Source organism: Henriciella pelagia, from assembly GCF_002088945.1.
GTDB classification, from domain to species: domain Bacteria; phylum Pseudomonadota; class Alphaproteobacteria; order Caulobacterales; family Hyphomonadaceae; genus Henriciella; species Henriciella pelagia.
In genome coordinates this window covers 788,117-803,692 of sequence record NZ_NCSU01000011.1, presented here as the reverse complement: position 1 = coordinate 803,692, position 15,576 = coordinate 788,117, and the positions used below count along the sequence as shown (strand labels likewise).

At 59.7% G+C, this 15,576-nt stretch carries 20 protein-coding genes; 17 read left to right on the top strand and 3 right to left on the bottom strand.

The features are described from left to right. Window positions 1-48 precede the first annotated feature (48 nt). The 15 genes from B8746_RS13385 to B8746_RS13315 all read left to right on the top strand — a co-directional run bounded on the left by B8746_RS13385 (window position 49) and on the right by B8746_RS13315 (window position 11,527). A complete protein-coding gene (locus B8746_RS13385; RefSeq protein ID WP_233124273.1) occupies window positions 49-519 on the top strand; it encodes a hypothetical protein in 471 nt (156 codons plus the stop codon). 71 nt (window positions 520-590) lie between these two features. Further along, window positions 591-1,793, top strand: a complete 1,203-nt coding sequence (locus tag B8746_RS13380; RefSeq protein ID WP_084394144.1) for a DUF2336 domain-containing protein — start codon at window positions 591-593, stop codon at window positions 1,791-1,793. 86 nt (window positions 1,794-1,879) lie between these two features. After that, window positions 1,880-2,371, top strand: a complete 492-nt coding sequence (locus B8746_RS13375) for a Na+/H+ antiporter subunit E (RefSeq protein WP_084394143.1) — start codon at window positions 1,880-1,882, stop codon at window positions 2,369-2,371. After that, entirely contained in the window at window positions 2,368-2,679 is a 312-nt protein-coding gene (locus B8746_RS13370; protein WP_084394142.1) for an MrpF/PhaF family protein, read from the top strand. The genes B8746_RS13375 and B8746_RS13370 overlap by 4 nt, the downstream gene beginning before the upstream one ends. Beyond that, window positions 2,672-3,031: a monovalent cation/H(+) antiporter subunit G gene (gene mnhG, locus B8746_RS13365; protein ID WP_084394141.1), complete on the top strand. Its 360-nt coding sequence runs from the start codon at window positions 2,672-2,674 to the stop codon at window positions 3,029-3,031. Before B8746_RS13370 ends, mnhG begins: the two co-directional genes overlap by 8 nt. 1 nt (window position 3,032) lies before the next feature. Beyond that, on the top strand, window positions 3,033-3,629 hold the full coding sequence (locus B8746_RS13360; protein ID WP_084394140.1) for a DUF4040 domain-containing protein: 597 nt from the start codon (window positions 3,033-3,035) through the stop codon (window positions 3,627-3,629). A 4-nt stretch (window positions 3,630-3,633) separates the two neighbouring features. Next, complete coding sequence (locus tag B8746_RS13355) at window positions 3,634-4,086, top strand: Na(+)/H(+) antiporter subunit B (protein ID WP_084394139.1); 453 nt, start codon at window positions 3,634-3,636, stop codon at window positions 4,084-4,086. Then, window positions 4,086-4,634, top strand: a complete 549-nt coding sequence (locus B8746_RS13350) for a cation:proton antiporter subunit C (protein WP_084394138.1) — start codon at window positions 4,086-4,088, stop codon at window positions 4,632-4,634. The genes B8746_RS13355 and B8746_RS13350 overlap by 1 nt, the downstream gene beginning before the upstream one ends. Beyond that, window positions 4,631-6,166, top strand: coding sequence for a monovalent cation/H+ antiporter subunit D family protein (locus tag B8746_RS13345; RefSeq protein ID WP_188657354.1), 1,536 nt, complete (start codon window positions 4,631-4,633; stop codon window positions 6,164-6,166). The genes B8746_RS13350 and B8746_RS13345 overlap by 4 nt, the downstream gene beginning before the upstream one ends. Beyond that, window positions 6,163-7,644, top strand: coding sequence for a proton-conducting transporter transmembrane domain-containing protein (locus B8746_RS13340; RefSeq protein WP_084394137.1), 1,482 nt, complete (start codon window positions 6,163-6,165; stop codon window positions 7,642-7,644). Before B8746_RS13345 ends, B8746_RS13340 begins: the two co-directional genes overlap by 4 nt. Then, window positions 7,641-8,027 (top strand): hypothetical protein, encoded by a 387-nt coding sequence (locus B8746_RS13335; protein ID WP_084394136.1) that lies wholly within the window; start codon window positions 7,641-7,643, stop codon window positions 8,025-8,027. Before B8746_RS13340 ends, B8746_RS13335 begins: the two co-directional genes overlap by 4 nt. After that, window positions 8,024-9,772, top strand: a complete 1,749-nt coding sequence (locus tag B8746_RS13330) for a Na(+)/H(+) antiporter subunit D (RefSeq protein WP_084394135.1) — start codon at window positions 8,024-8,026, stop codon at window positions 9,770-9,772. The genes B8746_RS13335 and B8746_RS13330 overlap by 4 nt, the downstream gene beginning before the upstream one ends. A gap of 194 nt (window positions 9,773-9,966) precedes the next feature. Then, a complete protein-coding gene (locus B8746_RS13325) occupies window positions 9,967-10,383 on the top strand; it encodes a Ros/MucR family transcriptional regulator (protein ID WP_084394134.1) in 417 nt (138 codons plus the stop codon). A gap of 170 nt (window positions 10,384-10,553) precedes the next feature. Then, window positions 10,554-11,048, top strand: coding sequence for a PAS domain-containing protein (locus B8746_RS13320; protein WP_158084638.1), 495 nt, complete (start codon window positions 10,554-10,556; stop codon window positions 11,046-11,048). Between the two features lie 95 nt (window positions 11,049-11,143). After that, entirely contained in the window at window positions 11,144-11,527 is a 384-nt protein-coding gene (locus B8746_RS13315; RefSeq protein WP_084394257.1) for a helix-turn-helix domain-containing protein, read from the top strand. Here the strand turns inward: B8746_RS13315 and B8746_RS13310 are convergent. Continuing rightward, a complete protein-coding gene (locus B8746_RS13310) occupies window positions 11,490-11,915 on the bottom strand; it encodes a SufE family protein (RefSeq protein ID WP_084394132.1) in 426 nt (141 codons plus the stop codon). The genes B8746_RS13315 and B8746_RS13310 overlap by 38 nt on opposite strands. A 90-nt stretch (window positions 11,916-12,005) precedes the next feature. Further along, on the bottom strand, window positions 12,006-13,028 hold the full coding sequence (locus tag B8746_RS13305; protein WP_084394131.1) for a hypothetical protein: 1,023 nt from the start codon (window positions 13,026-13,028) through the stop codon (window positions 12,006-12,008). Between the two features lie 170 nt (window positions 13,029-13,198). Here B8746_RS13305 and B8746_RS13300 point away from each other — a divergent pair, with 170 nt between their 5' ends. Next, entirely contained in the window at window positions 13,199-14,815 is a 1,617-nt protein-coding gene (locus B8746_RS13300; RefSeq protein WP_158084637.1) for a sensor histidine kinase, read from the top strand. A gap of 19 nt (window positions 14,816-14,834) precedes the next feature. On the opposite strand, the gene B8746_RS13295 is transcribed toward B8746_RS13300, so the two are convergent. Next, window positions 14,835-15,068 carry a hypothetical protein gene (locus B8746_RS13295; RefSeq protein ID WP_084394129.1) on the bottom strand — a complete coding sequence of 78 codons (234 nt, stop codon included), beginning with the start codon at window positions 15,066-15,068 and terminating at the stop codon, window positions 14,835-14,837. Window positions 15,069-15,160: 92 nt separating this feature from the next. Here B8746_RS13295 and B8746_RS13290 point away from each other — a divergent pair, with 92 nt between their 5' ends. After that, window positions 15,161-15,523 (top strand): DUF1491 family protein, encoded by a 363-nt coding sequence (locus B8746_RS13290; protein ID WP_084394128.1) that lies wholly within the window; start codon window positions 15,161-15,163, stop codon window positions 15,521-15,523. Window positions 15,524-15,576: the final 53 nt, after the last annotated feature.

Sequence of the window (15,576 nt, the reverse complement as noted above, 5' to 3'; positions counted from 1 at the left end):
TCAGGCGTTATTGTTTGCCGGTAGTTGCGGTGAGAGGGACGACTGCCCATGCGTGGATTACGGCTGCTGGCGAGCTGGGTACTGGCCCTGTTCCTGATCTTCATGTTCCTGCAGGCCACTGTGCACCCGCTGCCTGACCCGCCGGAAGGGGCAGTGAAACTGTTCGACCGGCCGGGCGAGAATATCGTTTTCCAGACGATGGCGCTCAATACGGGGATGGCATGGCTCGAGCCGACAGGCCGCGTCATTGTTGCCATCCTGGAGCTGATCGCCTGCGTCTTCCTGCTGATCCCGCCCACGCGGCGGTTTGGTGCGGTCCTGTCCTTCTTCATCCTCGCCGGTGCACTCGCGGCGCATTTGATGCCGGAGGTTCTGGGCCGGGAGGTTCCGCTATCGCTCTCTGCAGGCTCGACGGAAACAGACGGCGGACGGCTGTTCGCTCTCGCCATCGGCATGCTGGCCATCTCCATGCTGCTAATTTTCGTGCATCCGGGGCGGCGCAAGAACCCGTTCCGGTAGGATTTAGTCCTCACCGGCTGTTAACTTCTGTGTGGCAGGTTCCATAGTCTATAAGCCTTCCTGGTTAAGACATGGCCGAAATCACAGACATTTCAGACTCACAAGAAGCAGGACGGGCGCGGCGCCTGCTATTCCGGCGACTGATCGATTTTGTGGCCTTGCCGGCGACATCAGTGGCCCCACAAGACCGTTCGATGGGCGGCGACATCCTGCTCGACATGCTTTTTCACGCCAGCAAGGAAGAGCGACTGTTCTGCGCCAAACGCCTGAAGGTTACCAAGGAAGCCCCGCGCCGCCTGATGCGATACCTGGCGCAGAGCGATATCGAGATCGCCCGCTGCCTTCTGGAAGACAATGAGGTCTATGATTCGGCGGACCTGTGTGAGTTTGTCGATAAGACCACAATCGACCATCGCCTGCTGATCGCTGGCCGCAAGAGGGTTAGCCCGGCCGTCGCTGAAAAGTTGTGTGAGCGCGAAGAGGGCGCTGTTCTGAAGCGACTGCTCAAGAATGAGGGGGCAACGATTTCAGAGTCCGGCATGGACATGCTGGTCCAGCATTCCCGCAAGATTGAAGGCCTCGCCCCGCTCATCATCAAACGGCTTGAACTCATTCCCAGCCAGGCCATGGCAATGTTCTGGTGGTCGGATGGGCCAACCCGTCGCACCATCCTCCAGCGCCAGGCGGCCGAACGCACCGAGCTTGTCGACCTTTGTTCGGACGTCTTTGCCGTCGCAGCCCAGGAAGGTTGGTCCGATCCGGTCGCCCGCAAGACGCTGCAGCTGATCGAGCGGCGTCAGCGCAATCGTCCCGCCATCGAGAAAAGCCCATATGACAGTCTGGAACAAGCCATCGAAGTGGCTGCAGAGCAGGGGCTTGATCCGGAGCTTGCGCAGGAAATCGGTTTCCTCGCCGGCGTCAAGCCGATCACGATTGCAAAGATCCTGAGCGATCCGGGCGGGGAGGGCCTTGCTGTTCTGTGCAAGGCCACCGGGCTCAAGCGCCCATACCTCACATCGCTGTGGAAGGCGCTGCGTCGGCCGCTTGAGCTGGCGGAGGGCGATCCTCATCCGCAATTTGCCTATGTGCAGGAAACCTACGAGCTTCTTGCGGTCGCGAAGGCTCAGACGACCCTGCGTTACTGGAACTGGTCACTTTCATCCTCCTACTCTCCCCGCATGGCTGGAGCTGCTGCAGAAGACGGCGCGGAACTGACCACGGATGAGACATACTCTGCGTCACAACGTACCGCTCGGCTGGTTTTCGGCCGATAGACTGGTCTTGGCACTGGCCAAACCGAAATTGACCGGGTAACAGCGACCCTGTCTATTGTGTCTGAAGAAATCGGAGCGGGAGTTTCGTGGGCTACTTTCTGGGGCTGATCTTGGTGCTGGCAGCGCTCTGGCTCGGCCTGTCGGGAATCTACACGCCGTTGATCCTGACGCTCGGCACGATATCGATTCTGATCTCTCTTGTACTGGCGTCGCGGCTTGAAACCCTTGACCGCGAAGGCGCACCCTATGCGCGGACACTTAATCTTTTCGCCTATTGGGGCTGGCTGGTTGTCGAGATCTTCAAGGCGAACTGGCCCGTCATCAAGGCCTGTGTGAGCGCGAATCTCGACATCAATCCGGCGCTTGTGAAAGTGAAGACCCGCTGTGAGAGCGATCTTGCCAAGACCGTTTTCGCCAACTCGATCACGCTGACACCAGGCACGGTGACGGTTGAGGTGGAGGGGGACAAATTGCTGGTCCATGCCCTGTTCGAGGAATCGGCAACCCCGGAATCCTTCGCCGAGATGGATGAGCGCTCCTGGAAGGCTGCCGATGGCAGCAGGCAGGTGGCCACATGATCGGGGCTGCCGCTGTTGCGCTTATCGTGGCGATCGGGCTGATGCTGATTCGCGTCCTCTTGGGACCGACGCTGTACGACCGGGTCCTCGCCGTAAACTCCATGGGCACCAAGATCGTGCTCTTTATCGGGGTGCTGGGCTTTGTTCTGGGGCGTCCTGATTTTCTAGATATTTCAGTGCTTTATGCTCTTATCAACTTTGTTTCCACCATCGCGATCCTGAAGTTCTTCCGGTATCGCTCCTTCCAGGTGCCGCTCATGCGCCGCACCGCGCCGCGCAGGACTGTGCAGGGAGGCGACGATGAGTGAGCTGATTGATGTGATCATGGCGATCAAGCCGGTTCTCGGCGCATTCCTTTGCCTCGTCGGCGCAGGGCTGGCCATTATCGGGACCGTCGGCGTCCTGCGCTTTCCCGATTTCTACACACGGCTCCACGCAGCAAGTGTCACCGATACCGGGGCAGCCACGATCCTGATCGTGGGTATGGCACTGCTTGCCCCGACATGGCTTGTGGTCTTCAAACTTGCCGCAATCTGGCTGTTCCTGTTCCTGACTGGCCCGACCGGTTCGCATGCGCTCGCCAATGCCGCGCATACAGCAGGCTTGCAGCCGGTCATCGGACGACGGACCAGCAACCCCGAAGAAGAGGAGGCTGGCTGAAATGACAGGATATGAAGGCGCCGACCTCGCCATTGCTCTGATCAATGTTGTGCTGCTCGGCTTGCTGTTCGTCATTGGCGTGGCGATTGCCCGCATGCGCAGCCTGTTCGCCATTGTCATGCTTTCGGGCGTCTATTCACTGATATCGGCCACATGGTTTGTGGCGCTTGATGCGGTTGATGTCGCCTTTACCGAAGCTGCAGTGGGCGCGGGTATATCGACGGCCTTGCTGCTTGGGGCAATGTTGCTGACGTCGCGCACGGCCAAGCCCGAACCGCGTGCCATGCGGATCGTGCCGCTCTTCGCGGTCATCGCCGTCGGCTGCATGCTGGTCTATGCGACAATCGACCTGCCAGCCTTTGGTGACCCTGACAGCCCGGCCAACACTTATGTCGGCACGGCCTATCTGGAGCGCACGCCTGAAGACATCGGCGTGCCGAACATCGTGACGGCGGTTCTCGCCAGCTATCGGGGGTTCGATACGCTTGGCGAGACGGGCGTCGTCTTCGCTGCGGCGCTGTCCGTGATCCTGCTGCTGGGGTTTGGAGAGCGTTCGCTCTCGGCTTCGCTGCGCAAGAAAACCGACAAGAAGGGGTGAGGCGATGAAGACCGACCATCATGTCATCCTGCGGGTTGTCGCAAAGCCGCTGATTCCAATCATTTCGCTGTTCGCGCTCTATGTTCATTTCCACGGTGACTACAGCCCGGGAGGCGGTTTCCAGGCGGGCGTCATCATTGCGGTTGCTGTCATCCTGTATTCGCTGATTTTCGGCATCACGCCGGCGATGAAAGCGGTCCCGCCATGGTTTGCGCGGTCGCTCTCGGCGCTCGGCTTCATCATCTTTGGTGCTGTGGGTGTCTGGGCCCTGATGATGGGCGGCAACTATCTCGATTACGATGCTCTCTTCAATGAAGAGCCAGGCGGCCACTACGGTCAGCACTACGGCATCCTGTTCGTCGAACTGGGCGTGCTGTTCGCCGTGGCCGGCTCAATGCTGTCGATCTTCTACGCCTTTGCCGGCCGGGTCACTGAAATCAAGGATGAGGACTGGTAATGGTCGAATTCATCCTAGAGCGCGGCAATTACTGGGCGATCATCGGGCTGATGATGATCGGCCTCTACACGCTGTTTTCGTCTACCAATCTGATCAAGCGGCTGGTCGGTCTCTCGGTTTTCCAGACCTCGATCATCCTGTTCTACATCTCTCTGTCGCGCATTGATGGCGGCACCGCTCCGATCCTGTTCGGTGCGGACGCAAAAGGCCATGGCGGTGACCATGCAGAGGATGTTGCAGCTGCGGCAGCCCATGGGGCGGACGCAGCACATGGTGTGGCGGCTGACGCGGGGCATGGTGTCGCCGACACAGCCCATGGCGCTGCAAGTCATGGGCTTGAACACATCTATTCGAACCCGCTTCCGCACGTGCTGATGCTCACCGCAATCGTCGTCGGCGTGGCAACGCTCGCTGTCGGGCTCGCCATTGTTGTGCGTATCCGAGAAGCCTATGGCACGATCGAAAGCGACGAGATCCGCGAAATGGACCTTGAAGTTGCCCTGGCAGAATATGCCCATGACCATCCCGGTGAGGCCGACCCGGCATGATTGATCTTATCCTGCAACTCGCGCCGGCCTGGGCCGAAGCGCATGCGCCAGCGCTGATCATTGTGCTGCCGCTCCTGGCCGGGCCGATTTCGGCCTTCCTGCCCGGCAGTGGGCGTATCGCCTGGATCATGACCATGGTCGTGACCGCGCTGTGTACGCTTCTGTCCATCATCCTTCTTGCGCAGGTCCGTTCCGTCGAGGGTGGGGCCGTCATCTCCTATGCGATGGGCGGATGGGCTCCGCCTTATGGCATCGAGTTCCGCATAGATGCGCTGAATGTCCTCGTCCTGATGCTGGTCAGCTTCATCGCTTTCCTGACCAGCATTTTCGGCTGGCCGACCATCCGGGCGGAGATCAATGAAGAAAAGCGCGCCATGTTCTTCGGCGCGTTCCAGGTCTGTTTCATGGGCCTGCTCGGCGTTGCGGCGACAGGCGATGCCTTCAACCTTTTCGTCTTCCTCGAACTGTCCTCGATTGCGACCTATGTGCTCGTCGCGCTGGGCTCCGGCCGGGACCGGCGGGCGCTTCCAGCGGCGATCAACTATCTGCTGATGGGGACGATTGGCGCCAGTTTCTACGTTGTCGGTGTCGGCTTCCTCTATGCGGCGACCGGTACGCTCAACATGGCCGATCTTGCCATCCAGCTTCAGGATACGAGCGGCAACCGCGCCGTACAGGTCGGTTTCGCCTTTATCCTCGTCGGCCTCGGCCTCAAGGCGGCGATGTTCCCGCTGCACCAGTGGCTGCCGAACGCTTATACCTACAGCCCGAGCTTCGTCACCGCATTCCTTGCCGCAACGGCCACCAAGGTAGCGATCTATGCGCTCGTCCGCTTCCTCTTCTCGGTCTTCTCGCTCGAATTTATCTTCGAAGGTGCGAGCCTTGCGCTCATCCTTACGCCAATGGGGATCGCGGCGATGCTGGCCTGTTCCTTCCAGGCCATCTTCCAGACCGATGTACGCCGGACGCTCGCTTATTCTTCGGTCGCGCAAGTCGGCTACATGCTGCTCGGCATCTCGCTCGGCACAGCGGCAGGGGTCTCAGCCGGCATGTTCCATCTCGTGAACCACGCGCTTATGAAAGGCGCGCTGTTCATGGCGGTGGCCGGTGTTGTGCTGACCTATCAGGGCACGCGCATTCATGATTTTGCCGGGCTTGGGCGGTCCGCGCCGTGGACAATGACGGCCTTTGCCATTGCCGCCCTGTCGCTCATCGGCGTGCCGCTGACAGCCGGCTTCCAGTCGAAGTTCGCCCTGGTGTCGGCCCTTCTTGCGAGCGGCTGGTGGTGGGCGGCGCTGATTGTCGTGTTCTCCAGCGTTCTAGCAGTCGTCTATATGGGGCGCATCCTGCAGGCCGTTTTCTTCAAGCCGCCGAACAATCCCCAGAAGCGCCAGAAGGAAGCCCCCATGCTGCTGCTTGGGCCGCTCTGGGTGCTGGCGCTGGCCAATCTGTGGATCGGTATCAATGGCAATTTCGTTGTCGGCCTGGCCAATGACGCGGCCCAGGCCCTGTTCATCGGAGGTGTGCGATGAGCGGTGAGACCCTGATCATTGCAGCGCTGGTCCTGCCGGTGCTGACGGCAGTGGGCATCTTCTTTGCCGGCAAACTGCCCGATTTCCGGGAAGGCATCACGCTGCTCGGTGCGGCGGCGCTGTTTGTCACGGCGTGTGGTCTGGCCGGAACAGTGGGCGGCGACATGCCGGCCGAACTTGTGCTCGGGACATCTGTGCCGGGGCTGGATTTTGCGTTCAGGATGGAGCCGCTGGGCGCCATGTTCGCGCTGGTGGCGAGCGGCCTGTGGATCGTCAACAGCTTCTATTCCATCGGCTATATGCGCGGCAATCGCGAGCGCAACCAGACGCGCTTCTACATCTGCTTTGCCATCGCCCTGATGGGCGCGATGGGCGTCGCGATGGCGGCAAACCTGTTCACCCTGTTCGTGTTCTATGAGGTTCTGACCCTGTCGACCTTCCCGCTGGTGGCGCACAAGGAAGACAAGAAGGCGCTGAAGGGCGCGAGCATCTACCTGATGACGCTGCTCGCTACATCAATCGGTCTTTTCCTCGTTGCGATCATCTGGACCTATACGCTGGCCGGTAGCATGGATTTCGTGCCCGGCGGGCTGCTGAATGGCGTTGAAGCGGTCACCCCCATCATCGCGAGCGCGCTGCTCATCCTGTTTGCTTTCGGTATCGGCAAGGCGGCGCTGATGCCGATCCATTTCTGGCTGCCCAATGCCATGGTCGCCCCGACACCGGTCTCGGCCCTGCTGCACGCGGTGGCTGTGGTGAAAGCGGGTGTGTTCACTATGGCCAAAGTCGGGCTGTATGTCTTCGGCTATGACCTCCTGAAAGACACGCCGGCGCGCGACTTCGTGCTGGGCGTCGCCTGCTTTACCATTGTCGTCGCATCGCTGGTCGCCCTGACAAAGGACAATCTGAAGGCACGACTTGCCTATTCGACAGTGGGCCAGCTGGCCTATGTCACGGCTGGTGTGATGCTTGCCAATTCGGCCGGCATGATGGGGGGCAGCTTGCAGATCGCGGCGCATGCTTTCGGCAAGATCACGCTGTTCATGTGTGCCGGTGCCATCTATGTCGCGACCGGCAAGACTGAAATTTCGCAATTGCGTGGGCTTGGCCGCCGTATGCCCTGGGTTTTCGGCGCGTTTCTCATCGGCTCTCTCTCCATTATCGGTATCCCGCCGCTGGCCGGGGGCTGGCCGAAAGTCATGTTGATGCTCGGCTCGGCCGAGTCCGGTGACGGCTATGTGGCCTGGGTGCTGATCATTTCCTCGCTGCTCAACATTGCGTACCTGCTGCCAATCGCGATCCTGGCGCTGATGCCGCCACGCGGCACGCTGGAGCCTGCGCCGTACAAGCGACCGGAAGGCGCCCCCATGTTCACGGTGGCAGCGCCGGTCTTCACCGCATTCGGGACCGTCGTGCTCTTCTTCCTGATGGGTGAACTCTACGACTTCCTTCTGCCAGCCATTGGAGGCCAGCCATGAGCGATCATGTGACACCGCCCCACCTGACCGATCATGGCGAACATGAGCTGCCCGATGACAGCCAGACTTCGGGTTTCGCCAAACTGCTGTTCGGCTGGACGTCGAAACCCTGGGCCGGACGCGTTGTCTTTCTCGTTCTGGCGCTGGTTTCGGCTGGTCTGATTGCCGCTGAAGTCCTGCTGGAGGCCGCGTCGGGAGAGGGGCACCACTTCCGCCATGCCTATTTCGGAATCGATTCCATCACAGCCTTTTATGCGATGTGGGGCTTTTTCTCCTTCACACTGGTTGTGCTGGCTGGCTGGCCGCTCGGACGCCTGCTGCGCCGGGATGAGGCCTACTATGAGGATGAAGAAGAGCCTGCCGGAGAGGAGCCGCACGCATGAACGCGCTGATTGCCTCCATCAATCCGGGCCTTGTCCTGATACTTGCCGGCCTGCTGGCTGGCCTCACTCCGATCCAGCGCGTGCGCCAGGGGCTTGCACTCGGTGCGCCGGTCCTGGCCTTGTTCATGTTGCTTGCGGCTCCGCGCGACATCGATATTGCGACGATGGGAATGCTCGGCTTCGACATGGTGCTGTACCGCGTCGACTCGCTATCCTTCATCTTTGGGCTGGCCTTCCTGATCGCCGCGCTGATCAATGCGGTCTACGCGCTGCACAATGACAGCCGCCTCGAAGACAGCATGGCAATGTCCTATATGGGCGCCGCCGTTGCCGCCTGTTTCTGCGGCGATTTCATCAGCCTCTTTGTCTTCTGGGAACTGACGGCAGTCACGTCGGTCTTCCTGATCTTCAAGTCGGGTACGCGCGCCGCCTACAAGGCGGGCATGCGCTATCTCGGGCTGCATGTCCTGTCGGGCGTCCTGCTGCTGTTCGGCGGCATGCAGATCTATTTCGACACGGGCGACATGAGCATCCGGGCGCTCGAGCTGGGCGATCCGGGCGTGTTGCTCGTCTTCCTCGCCTTCGGCATCAAGGCAGGTTTTCCATTCCTTCACACCTGGCTCGCAGACGCCTATCCGAAGGCGACGGTGACGGGCACTGTGGTCCTGTCGGCCTTCACGACGAAGCTTGCCATCTATGCGCTCGCGCGGACCTTTGCCGGCGAGCAGAGCCTGATCTGGATCGGCGCGATCATGACGGTTTATCCGGTCTTCTTCGCCGTGGTGGAAAACGACCTCCGCAAGGTCCTGTCCTTCTCGCTGAATAACCAGCTTGGCTTTATGGTCTGCGCCATCGGGGTAGGGACGCCGCTGGCGCTGAATGGCGCGGCTGCACACGCCTTCTGCCACATCATGTACAAGTCGCTGCTGTTCATGAGCATGGGCGCTGTCCTCTACCGGACTGGCACGGCCAAGGCGACCGAACTTGGCGGGCTTTACCGGACGATGCCGTGGACGACGCTGTTCTGCCTCATCGGGGCGGCCTCCATCTCGGCCTTCCCGCTCTTCTCGGGCTTCGTCTCGAAATCGCTGACGATGAGCGCTGTGGCGGGGATTGGCGCGCTGATCCCGTGGCTGATGCTGCTCTTTGCCTCAGCGGGTGTGCTGGAGCACTCCGGCATCAAGATCCCCTATTTTGCCTTCTTCGGGCATGATAGCGGCAAGAGGCCCAAGGAGGCGCCGTTCAACATGCTGCTTGCCATGGGCGCGGCGGCGTTCATCTGTATCGGTGTCGGCCTTCCGGCCTTCCTGCCGGGCTTCGGTTTCGACTGGCTGTACAACATCCTGCCATACGCGGACGACCCGTATACGATGAAGTATGAGCCCTATACGGGCGATCATATCCTGACGCAGATGCAACTGCTGGTCCTGGCGATGTTTGCCTTTGCAGTGTTGCAGCGCATCGGCGCCTATCCTCCAGAAAAGCGCGGGATCATCCTTGATACCGATATTATCTGGCGCAGGGTTGGCTACGGCTTTGCCAAATGGAGCGGCACGATCTGGACCAAGGTCGGCCCAGCCATGACCGGCCTGTTCGGAACGCTGACGGGGCGCGCCTTCTCCCGGCTTGAGGCGGCCTTCAGTCCGCGCGGGACTCTGGCCAAGGGCGGCCTGTTCGATGGCATGGCCGTATGGACGGTGGTGTTGCTCGGTCTCGCGCTGATGATTGCCTTCTTTGTCCGCTAGCTGGGCTGATATTTCTTCTTTCACTTAGGTTAGAGGAGGATTATTCCAGCAATGGAATAATGTCGGGTGCCGAAACTCAAGTCACGGCTAGAATTTCGAAGAATACATTTGTGCAACCAAATGTGTTCTGAGGTGTTTCACGCTCACATTATTCGTCAGGAACCTGACGTGTTGAGATTGTGAGGGAGTAGAATGTGGACGCACCTGTAGAACACAAGGCATCCGATAGTGCAGCGTTGGAACTTACGACGGACATTGTCGCGGCCTATGTCAGCAACAATTCGGTCCAGAGCAGCGAACTGGCGAATCTAATCCGGAATGTTCATGCCACTCTGCGTGACCTGTCTGGAGATGCCAGTCAGACCAATGTCGAGATCAAGCCAGCCATTCCGGTGAAGAAGTCCGTCACGGACGAATACATCATCTGTCTTGAGGACGGGAAGAAGTTCAAGTCGCTGAAGCGCCACCTTCGCGCCAAATACGACATGACTCCCGAAGAGTATCGTGAGAAGTGGGGACTGCCATACGACTATCCGATGGTTGCGCCAAGCTATGCTCGCAAGCGGTCCAAGTTGGCCAAGCAGATGGGGCTTGGGACAGGGCGGAAATAGTCACGAAGACTTGTCGGAGACTTGTTGAATATTTCATGATCGGAATATTTCGCAACCGTAACGATAATTTTTTCGCAGTTATAGTTAACTTTTTGTAGTGACGACTCTTGATGGCGGAATCGAATTCCGCCACACCTGACTCTATCAAATCACCACGGGGGTGGCTGAACATGAAGAGTCGATCACGGTTCAATGGCCTGACGTCTGCACAGAAGGACATCATTGCCCACTGGCAGGCCGCAAAGGGCGCGAGGGAGCTGCCGCGCCGGTCTGACATCGATCCTGGCCGTTTGCGTGCACATCTTTCGTCTATTTCCATGGTCGAACTGGACGCAAAAGGCGATGCCTGGTTTCGTCTGGTCGGCTCGCGGCTTCAGGCCTATCTCGGACCGAATGCGGGCGGTCGCAACCTTCGCGAGTTCGGCAGTGTCGCAACGTCCATGTGGTCGCTCGGCCTCACCGCTGCGGCGGAACATGGCCGGCCAACAGGCGGTGTGGTCAACAGGAAGACGGACCGTCATGCCTGGCTTCGCCTGCCCCTGGCGACAGGCCATTCCGATCGTGCCCTGATCCTCTGTCATGATGTGGTGCTGGCCTGCGACACACCGGAAGAAGATGATCCCTTCGGCCTTTTCTCCGGCGGATCTGATCGTCTCGCAGCCTGATCCCGAAAGGGATTGCTTTCTCAAAATAGGAAAAATATCCTACACCTGATCGCGAGGACTAATCTGCTGTCCAACGCAAGATCAGGAGTTGGATGATGAACTATTCAAGGCGGCAACAGGATGAGCATCGTGTAAGGCTGGCGGCAGGATTGACCGGCTTTGCGCTGATGATTCCGGCCGAGCAAATCCTGTCGGCTGACAAGCGCGATCACAGGATTGCCCGCGCCCGACAGATCGCGATGTATCTCGCACATGTCGGTCTCGGCATGAGCCTGGCGCGCATCGCCACCGCACTCGACCGCGACCGTTCGACCGTTGCCTATGGCTGTCACAAGATCGAGGATTTCCGCGACGACCCGCAAATCGACGAATGGCTTGACGGGCTGGAAGAGCAGCTGCGCGGCGTCGCCGAGTATGGCCGCTGGTCTGCGACAGCGGGTGCTAGCGACCAGTCGCTTCGGCGGATGCAACTGTCCTGATGCGGGCGAGCATCGAGGCCAGCCCGTTGGAACGTTGTGCTGAGAGCGCGCCTGTAACGCCAATTTCGTCGAGGAAGGCGGGTGTGTCGAAGGCAAGGATGTCGTCACGGTGGGCGCCAGAGAAGAGGCGGATGAGAAGCGCAATGAGACCGGACACGATCATCGCGTCTGATTCAGCGCGGATCTCGATTTCATCATTCGCGGTCTCATTCAGAACCATCCAGACCTGCGAGGCGCAGCCGCGAACCCTGGTGTCTTCGGTGCGTTCATGCGGCTCTAGCGGTGGGTTCGCCTTGCCGAGATCAATGATATGCGCATAGCGCGTTTCCCAGTCATCAAGGAAATCGAACTCGTCGCGGATGTCTTGGGCGCGGGATTCAACACTCATACCTGCCCATGTGGGACATTCGCAGGCAAAAGAAAACCCCGGTCTCCATCTCAGAAGGCCGGGGTCAAGAGATTGAAAGTGGTGAAAGCTTTACTGACTGACCTTGCTTATGCAACGGCCAACATCAGCCAGCGCATGTTCACCGATGCAGAATGGCACTTCAAAGTGCTGGTGAGCGGCGGCGACACACTGCTGCAGGTTGAGCTGGGCCATGTTGAGGCAGCCAGCGGTCTGCTTTTCTGTCATCGCGCTCTGCATCGGCGCGGCAGCAGCTCCACCACTGCCAATGACGCGGTAGGCGGCCAGTGTGGCGATCTGGTCAGCAATCGGCTCCTTGCCAGAGGCAATGCGCGAATTGTTGATGCCGAGCGCGCCTTTCACATCCGGCACGCGGATGGCGGAAGCGGCGCTGGACACGTTTTCCCAGATGGATGGCGCGCCGTTCGAGCCGGCGGAAACCAGGACTGTGTCGATGCCAGGTGCAGTGAAGGCAGATACCATTTCCGAGCGGGCAGGGCGACCGGTGAGGGAGGCAGCCCGCAGGCTTGTGGCGATTGCGCCGGAATCACCAACCTTGCCCTTGGCCCAGCCTGCGCCTTGCAATGAATAGGCCTGTTCCTTGACGAAGGCTGCCGTTGCCGTCAGGCGGGCCGAATCCGCCTTGCCGGCCGTCAGCGCTGATTTGACCGCACTGTTGCCACCATTCAGCGAACGGGCGTAGCGCACATCATTCTGAAGACCGCGGACGAAGACGTCCTTGCCGTAGAAGCCTTCAATGTCACGTACAGCGGCGCGGAATTCAGGGTTCTGCGAGGCGACGAGAGCAGAATAGGCCATCCAGCCGCGCGTCAGCTGTTCAGAATTCTGGCCACCAAGATTTTTCAACGCGTTTTGAATGTCATTCGAGCTCTTGAATGAGTTCTGCTTGATGTCTGTGACGTCGCCATGGAACGTCGCATACACTGCCGCTGCAGAAGACAATGGATCCGGAGCAATCGCGGCGCTATCAGCGGCCACGGTCTGGACTTCGGGTGCAGCTTCTGTCTGCGCCGACGCCGAGAATGCAAGCGCAACAGCGCCCAGCATGCCAGCGTGGATTCTTTTGAATTTCATCGTCAGTCTCCCTCACACTACCTGACCGAATGGTTAACTACTTTCCCGGATTTGCAAAGCTGTTCCTAGCCCCGAAACGCGGTATAAACTGAAAATGTAATGTTCCAGCGACGATCAGAATGACTAACGAATATCACCGATCTATTAATGAAAAATCGGAAACCTTTCTGATGGGTATCTTTCTGCTCTGGCTTGCGCTGGTCGCAGTCGCGTCCGCTTTCGTGCTTTCCGGCGGGGTAAATCCGCTGATAATCGCAGCATTTGCAGCACTTTGTGTCCTGCCGGTCCTGACCACGATGCTGGTTGTCTGGAAGGGAAAGCAGTGGCCGCGCGGGCGCCGTGCACTTTTTGCATGTCTGCCCTGGATTCTCATGAGTGCCTTTTTTGTTGCGCTGTCGGGCGGGCTGTCTTCGCCTGCGCTCGTCTTCGCGGCTTTCCCGTCCCTTGTCGCTCTCAGCTTCGGATGGCGCAAGCTGGCCGTCGAGACAGCAATTTTCTCTTTGTTTGCGACTCTTGGCGCAATTGCGCTGTCGGTCAGCCTTGGAGCGATGCCGGGAATGGCAGAAGCGTCGCATGCCAGTGAGATGTACGCCTTCGCCGGGCTTTGCGTGCTGCCCTTTATTGTGGCGGCGCTTGTGGCGAGACGCTCAAGGACCGGAAGGTCGGATGAGCGTGCGTCCACTGCGCCACCTGCCGCAGAAGACCACCTCGCCGCGCTGGAAGAGGTCGGCGATGCGCAGCCCGGCGTCATGATTGTCGATGTGACGCGTGAAGGCCGGATCCGGTCGGCTTCGGGTAATCCCCCGGCAGGACTCCAGTTGAGGCCCGGCCGGGTCTTCCTCGATGCGTTCCCATCCACGCGCCGGGATGCCATCGCCCTGCGCTTTCGTTCGGGCGGCACCTTTGTCGAGACGCTGGAGAATGGCTGCGAGGTCGAATTCACGATTGACCGGCATGACCTCGGAACGCGCGTTTTTCTGGACGATGTGACCAACCGGAGCGGCGAGACGAAGCCTGAACCATCGCCCGCCGAAGCGGTGCCTTCAGAAGTTGCCGCGCTGAAGAGCGAACTGGCCGAGCGCACGGCATTCTTTGCCGGGCTGGGGCATGACCTCAAGACGCCGCTCAATGCGATTCTCGGCTTTTCCGACCTGATGCGAACGGAACTGCGCGGTCCGATGCCGGAGGCCTATAAGGACTATTCCAACCTCATCCACGAGAGCGGTCAGGACCTCCTGCTGATCGTTGAGGACATACTCGACTTTGCCAAGGCGGAAGCAGGCCATTCACGGCTCGATATTGAGCCGGTCGATCTGGTGGCGAGCGCGGACTCCGTCATCGCGCAACTGTCGGGACAGGCTGCTCGAATGGCGGTCGAGCTGAAAATGCTGGCGCAGGGTGAAGTCTGGGCCATGGCCGATCCGCGTGCGGTGCGCCAGATCTGGCAGAATCTCATTTCAAATGCGATCAAGTATTCCGAGGCTGGCAGCACGGTCACGCTCGACGCGCGTGCCGGTCGCGACGCGGTCGCGCTGTCCTGTCGCGATACAGGTGCCGGGATGGACGAGCATGACCTTGCCCGGATCGCGAAGCCTTTCCAGCAGGGCCGCAACGCCAAAGGGCGCGCTGGGACTGGGCTCGGCCTCGCCGTCGTGCAGAGCTTCGCGCAGCAAATGGGTGGCAAGGTCGTCATTGACACGGCGCCGGATGAGGGCACGCGCGTCCGCGTGATCCTGCCGAAGGCGTCAGCGTCCGACCTCGAGGGGCTAGTGGACGCCGCTCAATAGCGGAGCTTGCAAATCGATCTTAGTTTTCGCGATTTTCCATGCGGGCTTCCCGCATCAACAGGAGGAAGCCGGAGACGACAAGGCAGCCCAGAACGATGAAGGCGACTTCAAGCGGAAAGATGCCGGCAGACATGGTCTCTCCAGCCTTTGCGCCAAGAACGTCCTGGCCCGCAGACATGATTGTCGTTTGCCGACCTGTTTCGCTGGCGCCAAAAAGAGCGGGATGAATCAGGCTGGAAAACAATTTGATCATGGGGCGGTCTGTTCAGGGTTATTGAAGTATTAATGTGACACACCCGGTGCAAAGGGCATGCCGGATGGCGGTCGAATGATGGAAAAAGACGTATGATCGAAGAAAGGCTGCCAAGCTGGCTCTGGGTCGATGCCCTGATCAGGCGCGCCCAATCGGCCGGTGCATCCTGCTTTGTGCTGCAGAAAGGTGACCGTGAACGCGGCGATGTGCTGGTCAAGGTTGCAGACCTGAAGGGCGGTGCGCGAGCCTATGTGCCGCGCACAAATATGGAAGGCGCGCGCGTTTTCGCGGATCTGCGCCTGCAGGGTATGGGTGAGGCTGAAAACGATGTGGATGTTTATGTCCGGCGCGCCCGCGAGCGCGACAGCGATCTCTGGGTTCTGGAGATTGAAGACCGTGAAGGGCGTCACTTCCTGACCGAAGCTGTGGAAAGTCCTGACCAAAACGGCGGATGAGGCGATGTGGGACTTGGCAGGTCATACACCAGCCGCGATAGCTGGGCTTCATA

Excerpts from the sequence above, each read along its gene's own strand:
- B8746_RS13315 (WP_084394257.1), top strand. The coding sequence starts at position 11,144 with ATGAACTATTCAAGGCGGCAACAGGATGAGCATCGTGTAAGGCTGGCG.
- B8746_RS13345 (WP_188657354.1), top strand. The coding sequence starts at position 4,631 with ATGATTGATCTTATCCTGCAACTCGCGCCGGCCTGGGCCGAAGCGCAT.
- B8746_RS13295 (WP_084394129.1), bottom strand. The coding sequence starts at position 15,068 with ATGATCAAATTGTTTTCCAGCCTGATTCATCCCGCTCTTTTTGGCGCC.
- B8746_RS13305 (WP_084394131.1), bottom strand. The coding sequence starts at position 13,028 with ATGAAATTCAAAAGAATCCACGCTGGCATGCTGGGCGCTGTTGCGCTT.
- B8746_RS13320 (WP_158084638.1), top strand. The coding sequence starts at position 10,554 with ATGAAGAGTCGATCACGGTTCAATGGCCTGACGTCTGCACAGAAGGAC.
- B8746_RS13360 (WP_084394140.1), top strand. The coding sequence starts at position 3,033 with ATGACAGGATATGAAGGCGCCGACCTCGCCATTGCTCTGATCAATGTT.
- B8746_RS13335 (WP_084394136.1), top strand. The coding sequence starts at position 7,641 with ATGAGCGATCATGTGACACCGCCCCACCTGACCGATCATGGCGAACAT.
- B8746_RS13340 (WP_084394137.1), top strand. The coding sequence starts at position 6,163 with ATGAGCGGTGAGACCCTGATCATTGCAGCGCTGGTCCTGCCGGTGCTG.
- B8746_RS13300 (WP_158084637.1), top strand. The coding sequence starts at position 13,199 with ATGGGTATCTTTCTGCTCTGGCTTGCGCTGGTCGCAGTCGCGTCCGCT.
- B8746_RS13290 (WP_084394128.1), top strand. The coding sequence starts at position 15,161 with ATGATCGAAGAAAGGCTGCCAAGCTGGCTCTGGGTCGATGCCCTGATC.
- mnhG (WP_084394141.1), top strand. The coding sequence starts at position 2,672 with ATGAGTGAGCTGATTGATGTGATCATGGCGATCAAGCCGGTTCTCGGC.
- B8746_RS13330 (WP_084394135.1), top strand. The coding sequence starts at position 8,024 with ATGAACGCGCTGATTGCCTCCATCAATCCGGGCCTTGTCCTGATACTT.
- B8746_RS13370 (WP_084394142.1), top strand. The coding sequence starts at position 2,368 with ATGATCGGGGCTGCCGCTGTTGCGCTTATCGTGGCGATCGGGCTGATG.
- B8746_RS13310 (WP_084394132.1), bottom strand. The coding sequence starts at position 11,915 with ATGAGTGTTGAATCCCGCGCCCAAGACATCCGCGACGAGTTCGATTTC.
- B8746_RS13355 (WP_084394139.1), top strand. The coding sequence starts at position 3,634 with ATGAAGACCGACCATCATGTCATCCTGCGGGTTGTCGCAAAGCCGCTG.
- B8746_RS13350 (WP_084394138.1), top strand. The coding sequence starts at position 4,086 with ATGGTCGAATTCATCCTAGAGCGCGGCAATTACTGGGCGATCATCGGG.
- B8746_RS13385 (WP_233124273.1), top strand. The coding sequence starts at position 49 with ATGCGTGGATTACGGCTGCTGGCGAGCTGGGTACTGGCCCTGTTCCTG.
- B8746_RS13380 (WP_084394144.1), top strand. The coding sequence starts at position 591 with ATGGCCGAAATCACAGACATTTCAGACTCACAAGAAGCAGGACGGGCG.